Annotated in this window: 13 protein-coding genes; 6 read left to right on the forward strand and 7 right to left on the reverse strand. The window is 62.1% G+C overall.

The features are described from left to right. Window positions 1-53: 53 nt before the first annotated feature. The 3 genes from rpmG to trxB all read right to left on the reverse strand — a co-directional run bounded on the left by rpmG (window position 54) and on the right by trxB (window position 1,669). Entirely contained in the window at window positions 54-224 is a 171-nt protein-coding gene (gene rpmG / locus VFW93_RS11515) for a 50S ribosomal protein L33 (RefSeq protein WP_058087945.1), read from the reverse strand. A gap of 15 nt (window positions 225-239) precedes the next feature. Beyond that, window positions 240-473 carry a 50S ribosomal protein L28 gene (gene rpmB / locus VFW93_RS11520; protein ID WP_290645379.1) on the reverse strand — a complete coding sequence of 78 codons (234 nt, stop codon included), beginning with the start codon at window positions 471-473 and terminating at the stop codon, window positions 240-242. Window positions 474-721: 248 nt separating this feature from the next. Then, complete coding sequence (trxB, locus tag VFW93_RS11525; protein WP_329694133.1) at window positions 722-1,669, reverse strand: thioredoxin-disulfide reductase; 948 nt, start codon at window positions 1,667-1,669, stop codon at window positions 722-724. 242 nt (window positions 1,670-1,911) lie between these two features. Between trxB and VFW93_RS11530 the strand changes: the two genes are divergently transcribed. The 3 genes from VFW93_RS11530 (at window position 1,912) to lolA (ending at window position 5,878) form a co-directional block, all read left to right on the forward strand. Beyond that, a complete protein-coding gene (locus tag VFW93_RS11530) occupies window positions 1,912-2,583 on the forward strand; it encodes a Crp/Fnr family transcriptional regulator (protein ID WP_035039440.1) in 672 nt (223 codons plus the stop codon). Between the two features lie 86 nt (window positions 2,584-2,669). After that, entirely contained in the window at window positions 2,670-5,150 is a 2,481-nt protein-coding gene (locus tag VFW93_RS11535; RefSeq protein WP_329694134.1) for a DNA translocase FtsK, read from the forward strand. An 89-nt stretch (window positions 5,151-5,239) separates the two neighbouring features. Beyond that, window positions 5,240-5,878: an outer membrane lipoprotein chaperone LolA gene (lolA, locus tag VFW93_RS11540; RefSeq protein ID WP_414639664.1), complete on the forward strand. Its 639-nt coding sequence runs from the start codon at window positions 5,240-5,242 to the stop codon at window positions 5,876-5,878. 189 nt (window positions 5,879-6,067) lie between these two features. On the opposite strand, the gene VFW93_RS11545 is transcribed toward lolA, so the two are convergent. Beyond that, window positions 6,068-7,918: a DEAD/DEAH box helicase gene (locus VFW93_RS11545; RefSeq protein ID WP_414639665.1), complete on the reverse strand. Its 1,851-nt coding sequence runs from the start codon at window positions 7,916-7,918 to the stop codon at window positions 6,068-6,070. A gap of 974 nt (window positions 7,919-8,892) precedes the next feature. Here VFW93_RS11545 and VFW93_RS11550 point away from each other — a divergent pair. Next, window positions 8,893-10,197: a replication-associated recombination protein A gene (locus tag VFW93_RS11550; protein WP_329694137.1), complete on the forward strand. Its 1,305-nt coding sequence runs from the start codon at window positions 8,893-8,895 to the stop codon at window positions 10,195-10,197. On the opposite strand, the gene icmH is transcribed toward VFW93_RS11550, so the two are convergent. The 3 genes from icmH to tssJ are packed head-to-tail and all read right to left on the reverse strand — an operon-like array spanning window position 10,198 to window position 13,085. Beyond that, complete coding sequence (gene icmH, locus VFW93_RS11555; RefSeq protein WP_329694138.1) at window positions 10,198-10,998, reverse strand: type IVB secretion system protein IcmH/DotU; 801 nt, start codon at window positions 10,996-10,998, stop codon at window positions 10,198-10,200. A 27-nt stretch (window positions 10,999-11,025) separates the two neighbouring features. Then, window positions 11,026-12,387: a type VI secretion system baseplate subunit TssK gene (gene tssK, locus VFW93_RS11560; protein WP_329694139.1), complete on the reverse strand. Its 1,362-nt coding sequence runs from the start codon at window positions 12,385-12,387 to the stop codon at window positions 11,026-11,028. Between the two features lie 20 nt (window positions 12,388-12,407). Further along, the gene (tssJ, locus tag VFW93_RS11565; RefSeq protein ID WP_329694140.1) at window positions 12,408-13,085 is read right to left on the reverse strand and encodes a type VI secretion system lipoprotein TssJ; all 678 of its coding nucleotides are present in this window, start codon (window positions 13,083-13,085) and stop codon (window positions 12,408-12,410) included. Between the two features lie 267 nt (window positions 13,086-13,352). Between tssJ and VFW93_RS11570 the strand changes: the two genes are divergently transcribed. Both VFW93_RS11570 and tssB read left to right on the forward strand, forming a co-directional pair. Next, window positions 13,353-14,078: a hypothetical protein gene (locus VFW93_RS11570; RefSeq protein ID WP_329694141.1), complete on the forward strand. Its 726-nt coding sequence runs from the start codon at window positions 13,353-13,355 to the stop codon at window positions 14,076-14,078. Window positions 14,079-14,102: 24 nt separating this feature from the next. Continuing rightward, window positions 14,103-14,618 carry a type VI secretion system contractile sheath small subunit gene (gene tssB, locus VFW93_RS11575; RefSeq protein ID WP_329694142.1) on the forward strand — a complete coding sequence of 172 codons (516 nt, stop codon included), beginning with the start codon at window positions 14,103-14,105 and terminating at the stop codon, window positions 14,616-14,618. The last annotated feature ends 4 nt before the right edge of the window (window positions 14,619-14,622 follow it).

Below are 14,622 nucleotides of genomic sequence, written 5' to 3' on the forward strand. Positions count from 1 at the left end.
TGCGCAGGGCGGGTCTTTGACAAGCAAGCCTGAGCTTGCCGGAGTGCGCTGAATTACTTCAGCTTCACTTCCTTGTAGGCAACGTGCTTGCGTGCCTTGGGGTCGAACTTCATGAATTCCAGCTTTTCAGGCGTGGTCTTCTTGTTCTTGCTGGTGGTGTAGAAGTGGCCGGTACCCGCAGTGGATTCCAGCTTGATCTTTTCGCGTCCGCCTTTTGCAGCCATGATGCAGTCTCCTGATTACAGTTCGCCGCGGGCACGCAGGTCAACCAGGACCTGATCGATGCCCACTTTGTCGATCAGACGCAGAGCGGCGGTGCTGATGCGCAGACGCACCCAGCGGTTTTCGCTCTCGACCCAGAAACGACGGTACTGCAGGTTAGGCAGGAAACGACGCTTGGTTTTGTTGTTGGCGTGAGAAACATTGTTTCCCACCATCGGGCCCTTGCCCGTGACTTGACAGACGCGTGCCATGACGCTTCTCCGTTCACATTAAAAGCGCTTGAAAGCGCTGGTGTTGCGGTCTCGGTGCTCAGAGCAGGGCTTTGTTGGCCCTGGTAAGCGCCCTTCCGGAAGCTTCAAACCCTCACACGCTTCGGTTTGATCAAGCTGACCAACCTGGCAAGGGCTACCCACTCCGGGACGAATTTCGGCAAAACCGAGATTATAGCCAGATTCTTTGCACTTGGCAAAGTCCTGGCCAGTTTTGCTTGCACGAGGGCTTACTTGTCGAGGAAACGCTGGGCATCCAGGGCCGCCATGCAGCCTGTGCCGGCGCTGGTGATGGCCTGGCGGTAGACGTGATCCTGCACGTCGCCGGCGGCAAAAACGCCCGGCACGCTGGTCTGGGTGGCGAAACCTTCGCTGCCGCCCTTGGTCAGGATGTAGCCGTCCTTCATCTCCAGCTGGCCCTTGAAGATGTCGGTATTGGGCTGGTGGCCGATGGCAATGAAGCAGCCCTGGAGCTTGATTTCCTTGGTCGAGCCGTCGTTGACGTTCTTGACGCGCACGCCGGTCACGCCGGACTGGTCGCCCAGGACTTCGTCCAACGTGTTGAACAGGTGCAGCTCGATCTTGCCGGCGGCCACTTTCTCGTGAACCTTGTCGATCATGATGGGTTCGGCGCGGAACTTGTCGCGGCGGTGGATCAGGTGCACCTTGCTGGCGATGTTCGACAGGTAGAGCGCTTCTTCCACGGCCGTGTTGCCGCCGCCAACCACGCAGACCTCCTGCTCGCGGTAGAAAAAGCCGTCGCAGGTGGCGCAACCGCTCACGCCGCGGCCCATGAAAGCTTCTTCAGAGGGCAGGCCCAGGTACTTGGCCGAGGCGCCAGTGGCGATGATCAGCGCGTCGGTGGTGTAGGTGCCGGCGTCGCCCTTGAGCGTGAAGGGGCGCTTGGACAAGTCCACTTCATTGATGTGGTCGAACACCATATTGGCGTTGAAACGTTCAGCATGTTGCTGAAAGCGCTGCATCAGGTCCGGACCCTGCACACCATGTACGTCAGCGGGCCAGTTGTCCACTTCGGTGGTGGTCATCAACTGGCCGCCCTGGGCCATGCCGGTCACCAGGGTGGGCTTGAGGTTGGCGCGAGCTGCATAAATGGCGGCCGTGTAGCCGGCGGGGCCCGAGCCCAGGATCAGGACGTTGCTGTGTTGTTCGGCGCTCATGGCGGTCTTTCTCTCGGTGATGTCGTAGGTCGAAGCTTAGCCGGTGCGGAACTGTGCGGTCTTCACGGCGCTCATTTGCCCTTGGGGCGAGAGTGTCGCTGCATAAAGTGCTCAATATTTCCGAACCACTGCCGAAAATTGTAGAGACAGGTTGTTTGTCACACCACGTACAGGTGAAAAGTCTCACCTGAAATTCAAATTTTCTTGACAGGCCCATCCCGTCTGAACATAGAGGAGCTGCCATGGCCATGTTGTCCAATCTCGATCTGATCCGTCGCGTACCGCTGTTTTCGATGCTGACCCAGGCGCAAGCCGAGTCCATCGCCGAAGGCGTGGTCAAGCGTCGTTATCGCCGAGGCGAACTGATCGTCGAGCGCGGTCGCAAGACCAATTCCCTGTTCATTCTGCTGACGGGCCGTGCCCGTGTGGTGGCCTCGGACGAGCGCGGTCGCGAAGTCATCCTGGCCGTGCTGGAAGCCGGCGATTACCTGGGTGAAATGAGCCTGATCGACAACGAACCCCATTCCGCCACCGTCCGCGCCGAAGTGCAGACCGATGTGCTGGTGCTGGGCCGTGCCGAATTTGCCCGCTGCCTGCCTGAAAACTCCTCGCTGTCCTACGCCATCCTGCGTGGCCTGGTGCAGCGTCTGCGTAATGCCGACCGCCAGATCGAATCCCTGGCCCTGCTGGACGTGTATGGCCGCGTGGCCCGCGCCCTGCTGGACATGGCCGACGAAGATGCCGGCGAGAAGGTCATCCGCGGCAAGGTGTCGCGCCAGGATCTGGCCAAGCACGTGGGTGCCTCGCGCGAGATGGTGTCGCGTGTGATGAAGGACCTGGAAGAGCGTGGCCTGATCGAGACCCAGGACACCGGCAGCGTGGTGCTCAAGGATCGCCTGGCCGCCACCGCCTGATTGCCCCGCAGTTTCTCTATGTAAACGCCTCTCGCGGCTCTCGCGAGGGGCGTTTTTCATGGGCGAAATTCCCCCACAATGCGGGCATGACATTTCCCCTGGGTTCTCTCCGTTCTGAGGGCGCTGCGCCTGGCAAGGGCAGCGATCGTGGTCGGGCCGATTCGGCTCCGGGTGTGCGTGTGAGTGGTCGTTTGCACCGTGTGCCCGCCACGCCCGTGGTCGAGCCGGCTGCACCACTGGAAAACACCCTGCGTTTCCAGGCTGGCCTCCTGCTGGGCGGCGTGTTCTGGCTGCTGGCGCTGCTGTCCATGCTCAGCCACAACCGGCTGGATCCCGCTTTCACCACGTCCGGGCAGCACCTGGAGCCCAGCAACTGGGTCGGGCACGCGGGTGCGTATGGCTCGGATCTGGCGCAATTCCTCTTCGGTCAATCGGCCTGGTGGTTGTTGCTGGTGGGCGCGCGCATCCTGCTGGGCGGCCTGGCGCGCTGGTTGCGCCGCGACTCGGCCGTCAGCGTGACCGTGGGCGCCAACCCGGCACCTTTCGATCATGGCCATGAATTCGCGCCCTGGCGTTTGTGGCTGGGCGTGATCCTGCTGATGTCGGCCAGTTGCGCCCTGGAGTGGACGCGACTGTATCGCCATGAGCTGAGCCTGGCCGGCGAGCATGCCGGCGGCATCCTGGGCCTGACGCTCGGGCAGTTGAGCAGCAAGTGGCTGGGCTTCAACGGCTCGGGTGTGCTGTGGATCGCGCTGCTGGTGGCGGGCGCTTCCATGGCCTTGCAGTTCTCCTGGCTGGATCTGGCCGAGCGCATTGGCTCACTGGTGGATCGCCTGCGCGAGACGCGCGAAACCAAGCGCGAAGTGGCGCAGGACATCCGCATCGGCGAGAAGGCGGCCATCGAGCGCGAGCGCGTGGTCGAAGAGGTGCGCCACGAGGCGCCGGCCGATCCCATCCCGCTGATCATCGAGCAGCCTGTGGTCGAGGTGCCCAAATCCGAGCGTGTGGTCAAGGAAAAGCAAAAGCCCTTGTTCGCCGAGATGGGCGACAACAAGCTGCCCCAGATCGATCTGCTGGACAGCGCCACAGGCCGCATGGAGACCATCACCTCCGAAACGCTGGAGATGACCTCTCGCCTGATCGAGAAGAAGCTCAAGGACTTTGGCGTGGAAGTACGGGTGGTGGCGGCCTCGCCGGGCCCGGTGATCACGCGCTATGAGATCGAACCCGCCACGGGCGTGAAGGGTTCGCAGATCGTGAATCTGGCGAAGGACCTGGCCCGTTCGCTGTCCCTGGTGTCGATCCGGGTGGTGGAGACCATCCCCGGCAAGAACCTGATGGCGCTGGAGCTGCCCAATGCCAAGCGCCAGATGATCCGCCTGACCGAGATCCTGGGCTCGCAGATCTACCATGAGGCCCAGTCCATGCTGACCATTGGCCTGGGCAAGGACATCGTGGGCGCGCCCGTGGTGGCCGACCTGGCCAAGATGCCGCACTGCCTGGTGGCCGGTACCACGGGCTCCGGTAAATCGGTGGGCATCAACGCGACGATCCTGAGCCTGCTGTACAAGGCCGAAGCACGCGATGTGCGCCTGATCCTGATCGACCCGAAGATGCTGGAAATGAGCGTCTACGAAGGCATCCCGCACCTGCTGTGCCCGGTCGTGACCGACATGAAGCTCGCCGGCAACGCGCTGAACTGGGCAGTGGGTGAGATGGAGCGCCGCTACAAGCTCATGTCCAAGATGGGCGTGCGCAATCTGGCCGGCTACAACAAGAAGATGGACGACGCCAAGGCGCGTGGCGAGCTGATCCCCAATCCGTTCAGCCTCACGCCGGATGAACCCGAGCCGCTGGACCGCCTGCCCCATGTCGTGATCGTGATCGACGAGCTGGCCGACCTGATGATGGTGGTGGGCAAGAAGATCGAAGAGCTGATCGCGCGCCTGGCCCAGAAGGCCCGTGCTGCCGGCATCCACTTGATCCTGGCTACACAGCGCCCCTCGGTGGACGTGATCACAGGCCTGATCAAGGCCAACATCCCCACGCGCATTTCCTTCCAGGTCAGCAGCAAGATCGACAGCCGCACGATTCTGGATCAGATGGGCGCCGAAGCCTTGCTGGGGCAGGGCGACATGCTGTATCTGCCCTCCGGCACGGGGCTGCCTGTGCGGGTGCACGGCGCCTTTGTGAGCGACGAGGAAGTCCACCGCGTGGTCGAGTACCTCAAGACACAGGGCGAGCCCAACTACATCGAGGGCATCCTGGAAGGTGGCAACCTGAGCGACGAAGGCAGCAACCTGGATGGCTCGCCATCAGGCGGCGGCGATGGCGAGCAGGACCCGATGTACGACAACGCGGTCTCCATCGTGCTGCAGCACCGCAAGGCTTCGATCTCGCTGGTGCAGCGCCACCTGCGCATTGGCTACAACCGTGCGGCCCGCTTGCTGGAGCAGATGGAAAAGTCCGGCCTGGTCTCGTCCATGTCCACCAACGGCAACCGCGAGATCATCACACCGGCACGCGGTGGGGAAGGGGGTGCCACCGCGGCGCCCTGGGACGCCTGATCCAGGCAGAAAACAAACAGAACATGAAGATGAATTCGAACTGGCGCCTGGCTGCGTCGAGCGCGCTGGCGGCAAGTTTGTGGGGCGCGATGAGCGTGGTCAACGTGGCCCACGCCGCGGACGCCGTGGCCATGCTGCGCAACTTCGTCAAGGACGTGCAGACGGCGCGCGCGAATTTCACGCAGGTCGTGACCTCACCAGATGGCAAGAAGACACGCAAGTCAACGGGCACGCTGGAATTCCAGCGTCCTGACAAGTTCCGGTTTGCTTATGCGGGCCCGACCGAGCAGTTGATCGTGGGCGATGGCAAGAAGGTCTGGCTGTACGACACCGACCTCAATCAGGTGACCGTGCGGCCCATGAGTGCCACCATTGGCGCTTCACCTGCGGCCTTGCTGGCAGGTGGGTCGCTGGACAAGGACTTCACCCTGAAAGCTGTCGCTGTGACTGCTGGCTCGTCGAGTGCGGCGACCGCGACCTCGACGCCTTCACAGGCAACGTCATCTCTCGAATGGGTGGAGGCCTTGCCGCGCCACAAAGACGGGCAGTTCCAGTCCGTGCGCGTTGGCTTCACCAAGAACGGGCAATTGGCTGCCCTGGAGATCCTGGACAGCTTTGGCCAACGCTCACGCCTGGACTTTGCGCAATTCGAGTCCAAGGTGGTCTTCCCGACCACCCGGTTTCAGTTCATTCCGCCCGCTGGGGCAGATGTGTTGAATCAACCTTGATGACTGGCGCGCCACACGGCGCAGCCCCAGACAGGTTGACCCATTGGAATGGGTGTTGGATGCCGCTGTGAATCAGCTTGCATGCCGACGGTGTCTTCCCGGTATTGGTTGAGGTTCAGGCCCATACGCTGCGGGCCTGAACATCTTTCAGTGCATGACGTCAGAAAAGTCTGACGTCAGAAGCTGGGATCAGCCTTCGCGCTTGCCAAAGCCTGGGCGCTTGCCGCCAAAGCCAGGCTTGGGGCCCGACTTGAAGCCAGGCTTGGCACCGAAAGGCTTGCCACCGAAGCCAGGCTTGTCGCCAAACGACTTGCCACCCGACTTGTCACCGAAGGATTTGCCGGCTGGCTTGCCGAACGGACGGTCACCTTGGGGGCGATCACCGAAAGCAGGACGGTCACCAAACGGACGATCGCCACGAGGACGGTCACCGAAAGCAGGGCGATCGCCACCAAAGGCAGGACGGTCACCACGTGGGCGGTCACCGAAGGCAGGACGGTCGCCGCCGAAAGGCTTGCGGTCACCACGGTCGGCGTTGAAGCCACCCTTGTTGAAACCACCACGGTCGCCACCAAAGCCACCGCGATCACCACCACGGTCTTCGCTGTTGAAGCGAGGGCCACGGTCACCACCGAAATCGCCGCGAGGCGCGCCGCCGAAGCCGCCTTCACGCTTGCCAGCGAATGCAGGGCGATCGCCACCGAAGCCACCTTCGCGCTTGCCGCCGAAAGCAGGACGGTCGCCGCCGAAGCCGCCGCGATCACCGCCACGGTCGTTGAAACCGCCACGGTCACCGAAACCGCCTTCGCGGTTGGCGCCAAAGCGCGGTGCGCCACGGTCTTCACGGTTGCGATGACCAGGCATGGGCTTGCCCATACGAGGACCACGGCTGTCGCCGCCGGACTTCATCTTTGGCTCCAGGCCTTCGATGACGGATTCAGGAATGCGTTGCGTGGTGAAACGCTCGATGCGACGCATCATGCCGATGTCACGACGCTCGCACAGGGTCACAGCCAGACCGCTGCGGCCGGCACGACCGGTACGGCCGATACGGTGAACGTAGTCTTCCGCCTTCATGGGCATGCCGTAGTTGATCACGTGGGTGATCGTGGGCACGTCGATGCCACGGGCGGCTACGTCGGTGGCCACCAGCACGCGCAGTTGACGCGAGCGCAGAGCCTGCAGCACGCGGTTGCGACGGCCTTGGGGCATGCCACCGTGAAGGGCGGCCACGGCGTGACCCATGTCAGCCAGGCGGTCAGCCAGGATGTCGGCATCGCGCTGGGTGCTGGTGAAGATCACGGCCTGGTCGACTTCCTTGGAGGTCAGCAGGTGGTCCAGCAGTTCATTCTTGTGCGACAGCGAGTCGGCCAGGTGCAGGCGTTGCTCGATGTTGTCATGGCTGTCCGTGTGCGACGAGACTTCGATGCTCACGGCATCGCGGGTCAGGCGCTGAGCCAGCTGGCCCACGTGACCGGCGAAGGTCGCGCTGAACATCATGGTCTGACGGTTTTCAGGCGTCTGGTCGGCGATGGCTTCGATGTCTTCGATGAAGCCCATGTCCAGCATGCGGTCGGCTTCGTCCAGGATCAGCACTTCCAGGTTGGACAGCACGCAAGCGCCGGTACCCAGGTGGTCGAGCAGACGGCCAGGGGTGGCGATCAGCACGTCCAGCGGGCCACGCAGGGCCTTGAGCTGGGCGGCGTAAGGCACGCCGCCCACGATGGTGGCCACACGCAGACCTTGCATGTGACGACCGTAGGTGTCGGCAGCCTTGGCCACCTGCATGGCCAGTTCACGTGTAGGCGCCAGAACCAGGACGCGAGGACCGTAGGTCTTGCCCTTTTCGCGGCGCTTGGTGTTGTCGCCACGAGCGGCAATGATGCGTTCCAGCGAGGGCAGCATGAAGGCGGCAGTCTTGCCGCTACCGGTGCTGGAGGCCACGCGCAGGTCGGCACCCTTCAGGGCGGCGGGGATGGCTTCGATTTGAACCGACGTAGGCTGCGTGTAGCCGGAGTCAACCAGCGAACGGCACAGCATGGGGCTCAGGCCCAGTTCTTCGAAGCGAGGGCCTTCGTAAGCGGCTTCGGCAGCGATCTCTTCGCCTTCCACGGCCTCGTCTGCGTCTTCTCCGAATTCTTCGGCTTGCAGGCGGCGCGCCAGGGCATCGATCAGGGAAGCGCTGTGGGCGTCGACACGCGACTCGTCCACGGAAGCTTGGATCTGGTCACTAACTTGGTCGTTAACGGGCAATTGATTTTCTTGTGACATAACTTCTTTCAAGCAAGACAAAGCGCTGCCGCTTGCCGAAAAAGGCAAGCAACAAAACGCCACGGTCAGGCGTTGACAAATCGTCAGACGGCCTGAGCCAAGGTGGGGTCGCTATGGATTCGTGTCCGTACTTCGTGACAAGCGCACAAACTGATCGAGCAAGTTGGCTCGGTCATCCGGCGAAGGCTTCAGCCTCAAGTGGCCACGGTGAGTCGGTGAAAGCGACGGCATCGCCGCCAACCGGAACTCAAGACACGCTCATGGTTGTCAGCCTGCACGTTTTGAAAGGCTTCTCTTGAAAGAGAGCTTCCGAAACCTTGTGCGGTGAACAACCCGGCTTGAAAAAGGTCAGAGGGGATGATCTTTAAACTTCACGCCATTTCTGGCAGCGAAGACAAGCATTGTGACATCCCCTCAGGGTTTTGTCTAGTACCCGGCGCAAATCACTTCTGGCGGGTCATGGACAGTTCGATGGTCTGATGCCGTCCGCGCAGGGCGATGTCCACGCCAATGGGGATCAGAACGAGGCAGACGATGGCAAGGGTCAACATGGGGCACCTCAGCTTTCTTCTTGACGAACGTTTTTTGTCTGGGGCCGACCTGGAACAAGCGCCGGGACTGTTTTGACAGCATGCGCCCGTGTCGCGATCTGCAAATCAGTAGAAACCTTCATCAAATCGTCACATTTCTGCCTATTGTTCCTGTGCCTGAACACGCATGTCGGCGCCTGCGACAATGGCGCCATGTCCGATCTGTTCAAACTGGAGCCGGCACCGCCGCTGGCCGAGGCGCTTCGTCCCCATCAGCTGTCCGATGTGATCGGGCAGACGCACCTGCTCGGCGAGGGCAGGCCGCTGAGGTTGGCGTTCCAGTCGGGTAGACCGCATTCGATGATCCTGTGGGGCCCGCCGGGTGTGGGCAAGACCACCCTGGCTCGTCTGACGGCCCAGTCTTTCGATTGCGAGTTCATTGCCTTGTCGGCGGTGTTCTCGGGCGTGAAGGACATCCGTGCGGCGATGGAGCAGGCCGAGCAGAACCTGTCTCGGGGCAAACACACCATCCTGTTCGTCGATGAAATTCACCGCTTCAACAAGTCTCAGCAGGATGCCTTGTTGCCGTATGCCGAATCCGGCCTGGTGACCTTCATCGGGGCCACCACGGAGAACCCGTCGTTCGAAGTGAACTCGGCCTTGCTGTCGCGTGCACAGGTCTATGTGCTGAAGTCCCTGACCGATGAAGAGCTCAAGCAGTTGCTGTCGCGTGCGCAAGCCAAGGCCTTGTCGCACCTGCAGTTCGACGAGCTCGCGGTGGACACGCTGGTCGGCTATGCCGATGGCGATGCGCGCCGCTTCCTGAATTTGCTGGAGCAGTGCAACACGGCAGCGGGCGCCGCCGGCACCACGCACATCGATGCGGCCTTCATCCAGAACGCGCTGACACTCAATGCCCGTCGCTTTGACAAGGGTGGCGACAACTTCTACGACCAGATCTCGGCCTTGCACAAGTCCGTGCGGGGCTCGAACCCGGACGGCGCGCTGTATTGGTTGTGTCGCATGCTGGATGGCGGGGCTGATCCTCGCTATCTGGCGCGACGTATCGTGCGCATGGCCTGGGAAGACATTGGTCTGGCTGATCCGCGTGCGATGCAGATCGCCAACGATGCCGCCGAGACCTTCGAGCGCCTGGGGGCGCCTGAAGGTGAGCTGGCATTGGGGCAGGCCGTGATCTATCTGGCCGTGGCGGCCAAGAGCAATGCGGGCTACAAGGCCTACAACCAGGCACGCGCATTCGTGAAGCAGGACAAGTCACGCGAAGTGCCGGTGCATCTGCGCAATGCACCGACCAAGCTCATGAAAGAGCTGGGCTATGGGCATGAATACCGCTATGCCCATGACGAGCCGCATGCCTATGCCGCAGGCGAAACCTATCTGCCTGACGGCATGGCTGACCCTCAGTGGTATCAGCCGGTGCCGCGTGGCCTGGAAGCCAAGATCGCCGACAAGATGGCTTTCCTGCGCAAGCTGGACGACGAGGCCAAAGGCAGCTGATCAGGGCAGCGTGATCGTGATGTTGGCCACTTGTGGCGCCAGTTGAACGATGTGGTGGTGTGCCCCCAGGGCATGCTTGGTCTGCTCGGTGAGTTGCCAGCGCAAGCCCAGAAAGCCCAGCAGCGCGATGAGCCCGAACACCGAACCGATCACCCACAAAGGCACTTCATTCTTGAGTTGGTGCTGAACCCGATCGGGTGCCGACCAATGCGGCGCGAAGCCCGCGCCATGCCCCTTGATGCGCGCAATCTCGTCTCCCAGGCGTGCGGTCAGGTAGCCGAGTTTTTCCGTGCCCTCCAGCAGGTACTTGCCTTGAAAACCCAGCAGCAGGCACATGTGGAAGACCTCCAGCGCCTGCACGCGCGGTGCGCCTTGCCGGCGCAGGTCTTCGAGCTTTTCAAAGAACTGTTCGCCCGCCAGTTGTTCGCCGAAGAACTGCATCTGCAAGGGCAGGCGAATCCAGGCCTCGCGCGCCTTGAAGCCCGACATCAGCACCGCTTCATCCACCGTGGCGCAGAACGCGTACTTGCACAGGTAGATGTCTTCGACAGACGCCTGCATGCGCGTGGCGCCGCGTTCGAATGCGGTCAGGAACTGCTTGATGCGGTCACGGAACACGTCGGCATCCATGGGGGCGTGCTTGCCCTTGAGCAGGAACAGCAGGTAGAAGCCGTCATACATCAGATCCAGCAATGACGAGGCATCCTTGTCGGTGGAGGCCACGACGCGCAGGTGCGTGGGATGGCGGCCTGTGCCGATCTGATCGGCGAACAGGCGAGGGGCGTTGGCAGCGGGGCTCATGTCGGTTGCTCCATCATCAGGCAGACATCACGCATTCACGGCGATCAGTTCCAGGCGCAGATCCTGGATGCCGGAGGGCACATAGATGCTCAGTGCCTGCGCCTGCATCATGCGTTCATACAAGGTGCCGCGAGGCTCCAGCGTGAAGTAGTAGCTGCCCGGGCGCACAGGCACCGCAGCCGGCACCTGGGGGGCGTGCACCAGCTTGACGCCAGGCATGGCAGACAGCACGAGCTTGTCCACATCATCAGGTGCGCCGAGCTTGAAGCGTGCAGGCACCACGTCCACCAGTTCTGCAGGCGGCATGGCCGCCGATACACCCAGATAGAGCTGCGTCGATGGCGAGATCTGTTCGGAATCCAGCCTGCCTTGGTGGAAGGACGGGATGTTTTCCTGCAGGTTGATCGCGAAGTAGCGTGTCGAGATCACCGTCTCCAGCAACTCGCGAACAATCTGGTCCAGCCGATTGAATGCAGGGCCGGGGTTCAGGTGGTCGTAGGTGGGCAGGTCGGCCAGGGTGAAGGTCTTGGAGAATGTCATCAGGGCGCCGGCCAGTTCCAGCAGGCGCTCGAACAGGCGCTCGGGATGCAATGCGGGGTGACGCGCCAGATGCGACAGGCCCGCAAAGGCTGCGCTGGCGGTGTGCAGCAACCAGAACGAGGCCACATCGCCCGAGCGGAACTCGATGACGTTCTTGCTGGGCTCGCGGTGCAGGCCATAGAGCGCATCCACCTTGGCTTGCATCACGTCGAGCAGGCGGCGCAGATGCAGGAAGAGTGTCGGCGAGGCCTGGATGTTCAGGCAGGGCGGCATGAAGCGGCCGTCGAGCTCATAGCCGCCCGTCGAGGTCTTCTTCAGGCGCAGCAAGGGCAGGCTGACCAGATGGCCGCGGGGCTCGGTATCCGACAGCAAGCGCGCGGACTTGCGCAGTACCACCAGTTCGGCTGCCACGGCATCGGTATAGGCATCTGCGGCCTGGATGGGGCTGCGGTAGTAGCGCGCTGCGGTGTCCGCCTCTTCTCTGGTGGCCGCCATATTGGTGCCATTGCTGCGCAGTGGTGCCAGGGCCAGGTGAAAGACCGTGTCCGTGCCCGCCTGCTTGCTGGTTTCGTCGAGCGCGACCAAAGACACGGGCGGCGGCAACTCGTCTTCCATCGGGGCATTGAACAACTCTCCGTCAGGGAAGACCACCTGCAACTCGAGGATGCGCAGCAGGCCTGTCTGCAAGGCGTCGGGATCGACCTTGATGTGGCGCACGCCCCATGCATAGGGATGAAGCAGGCGAGACATCTGGGCCAGGCGCCATTCGTGATACGCGTCTTGCTGCTGAAAATGCTGAGGCCTGAGGAACAAACCTTCGCCCCAGAGGATCTTGGGTGACTGGATCACGTGTGCTTCTTTCTTGTGTGTCAGGGGCAGGGCATGGCGACCGAGCGCACCGTGCTGGCCGCCTGACCGATGGCTTCACCAACCTGGACGCTCATGGCGCAAGCATGGGCGCCAATGGTCAGGCCGGTCTTGTCGGCGGCTGCCGTGCTGAAGGCATAGCGCCAGCGGCCGGTCAACGCGTGCCTGTACAGCGCGACGATGCCGATGTAGCGCGCCTCACGAGGTACCTTGTCCGTGGCTTCGTGGTGCTGATTGGGGACCAGCTGAATCTCGCGCGCGCCGATGAGATCTTCACCCAGCGCCGCTTTCTCTTTGGTCGCATCACCGAAGGTGTCTGAAGGCGCCTGCAGGAAGGCATCCGGGCTCTTGAGCTTGTAGATGCGCACCACCAGGGGCAGTGCCCGTCCCTGTTCATCGACGTTGAGGGACTCGCTGGCGTAGATGCGCCAGTTCACCTTGTAATCGGGCAGTGCGCTGTCGGGCACTTCCGGAACCGCGGGGACTTCCGGCTTCTTCAAGCCGACGGCTGCCAGTGCGGCATCGGTCGCGCTGCTGATCATGCCCATCAGACCTTCGTCGGCTGGCGGCGTTGGCGCGGTGGGCGTAGCGGGCAAGGATGGCATTGATGGCGCCGAAGGCGTTGATGCGCAACCGCTCAACACGAGCAGGGATGCGGCCATCAGACTGCTGATGCGCATGCCATGCCTCTCCCTTTTTCTTGTGTTCATACTTCTTGAGCGGGGCTGCATGTGCCCATCGCAGGCGCGTAGTTTAAGAAGCTCTGAAGGCCCGATGAACAGGGCTCCCCCACCGGAGGGGGTGTGATTTGCAACCAAGTGAAAGAGTCTGTAAATCACCCCCCTATGGGGGCAGGCAGTCAATTCGAATTCGGCTTTAATCCGGCCTGTCGCCTGATGCCAAAAGGCTTTCACGGCAACGATAAAGATCAAACAGGGAGTACTCGATTGAGTCTGGTATACGTACGCCGCGGCATGTGCTGCGCGGTGATGGTGTCGGTGTTGTCTGCGATGACAGCATGTTCGTCCACACCCAAGAAAGACGATGTGGCTGCCAGGTTGGCTGTGCAGGAGCAGGTCAATGAAAACCTGGCTGCGGCGGACAAGGCTCAGAAGCAGGGCAACACCGAACAGGCCATGGTGCAGCTTGATCTGGCGATCAAGGCAGACCCCTCATCCAAGGCGCCCTGGTTGAAGAAGGCGCAGATTCATTTCGATGCACGTCAATACGGGCCGGCGATCACCGAAGCGCAGGAAGTCCTGCAGCGCGATGTGAATGATCTGACTGCCAAGAGCATCCTGGCCGTGAGTGGCCTGCGGGTAAGCGCGCTGGCGTTGGAGCAATTGCGCAAGGCCAACGAAGTCAATGGTTCTACACGCAGCGAAGCAGAAAGCGTGGCCAGGCTGATCCGCGAGGCATTGGGTGAGCCCATTCTGGTGCCGCCGCCGGCTGCCGGCGCGTCCGAGCCGGTGAAGGCCAAGGTTGCCAGCAAGGCTCAAGCCAAGCCAGTGGCTGCCGCAGCTTCCGGTGTGTCCACCGCCCCCCGTTCCAACACCGCGCCAGTTGCCGCACCAGCGCTGACGCAGCCGGTCAAGTCCCCCTCGCAAACGAACACGGCGCGAGCTGGTTCGGCTTCGGGCGGCCGCAACAACCCCTTTGGTGCTTTGCAGTAAACAGTTCAAGGAAGGAGCCTTTCCATGGCCAAGAAAGACAGCGTTCAAAAACGTCTGGAGCGCGTGCGCCCACCGCGTGTTCAGCTCACGTATGACGTCGAGATCGGCGACGCCATCGAGCAAAAGGAGCTCCCCTTCGTGATGGGGGTGATGGGCGATTTCACCGGGCAGCCAGATCCTGACAAGCCTGCAACCAAGTTGAAGGACCGCAAGTTCGTCAACGTCGACATGGACAACTTCGATGAAGTCCTGGCAGGCATGGCCCCTCGCGCCAGCTACCGTGTGAAGAACAAGCTCAGCCCCGAAGGTGGTGAGTTCGCCGTGAACCTCGAGTTCAAGAAGATGGACGACTTCCGCCCCGAGTCCGTGGTCGAGCAAGTCGAGCCACTGCGCAAGCTGCTGGAGGCCCGCACGAAGTTGTCCGACCTGCGTAACAAGCTGGCCGGCAACGAGAAGCTGGAAGATCTGCTTGGCCAGGTGCTGAGCAACACCGAACACCTCAAGACGCTGGGCGCCCAAGCTCAGCAAGACCAGGAGTGAGACC

Source organism: Aquabacterium sp., from assembly GCF_036279675.1.
GTDB lineage: Bacteria > Pseudomonadota > Gammaproteobacteria > Burkholderiales > Burkholderiaceae_C > Aquabacterium.

Bases quoted from the DNA above. Each gene is read 5' to 3' on its own strand.
- rpmG (WP_058087945.1), bottom strand. From the start codon at position 224: ATGGCTGCAAAAGGCGGACGCGAAAAGATCAAGCTGGAATCCACTGCG.
- rpmB (WP_290645379.1), bottom strand. From the start codon at position 473: ATGGCACGCGTCTGTCAAGTCACGGGCAAGGGCCCGATGGTGGGAAAC.
- trxB (WP_329694133.1), bottom strand. From the start codon at position 1,669: ATGAGCGCCGAACAACACAGCAACGTCCTGATCCTGGGCTCGGGCCCC.
- VFW93_RS11530 (WP_035039440.1), top strand. From the start codon at position 1,912: ATGGCCATGTTGTCCAATCTCGATCTGATCCGTCGCGTACCGCTGTTT.
- VFW93_RS11535 (WP_329694134.1), top strand. From the start codon at position 2,670: ATGACATTTCCCCTGGGTTCTCTCCGTTCTGAGGGCGCTGCGCCTGGC.
- lolA (WP_414639664.1), top strand. From the start codon at position 5,240: ATGAGCGTGGTCAACGTGGCCCACGCCGCGGACGCCGTGGCCATGCTG.
- VFW93_RS11545 (WP_414639665.1), bottom strand. From the start codon at position 7,918: ATGCTGTGCCGTTCGCTGGTTGACTCCGGCTACACGCAGCCTACGTCG.
- VFW93_RS11550 (WP_329694137.1), top strand. From the start codon at position 8,893: ATGTCCGATCTGTTCAAACTGGAGCCGGCACCGCCGCTGGCCGAGGCG.
- icmH (WP_329694138.1), bottom strand. From the start codon at position 10,998: ATGAGCCCCGCTGCCAACGCCCCTCGCCTGTTCGCCGATCAGATCGGC.
- tssJ (WP_329694140.1), bottom strand. From the start codon at position 13,085: ATGCGCATCAGCAGTCTGATGGCCGCATCCCTGCTCGTGTTGAGCGGT.
- tssB (WP_329694142.1), top strand. From the start codon at position 14,103: ATGGCCAAGAAAGACAGCGTTCAAAAACGTCTGGAGCGCGTGCGCCCA.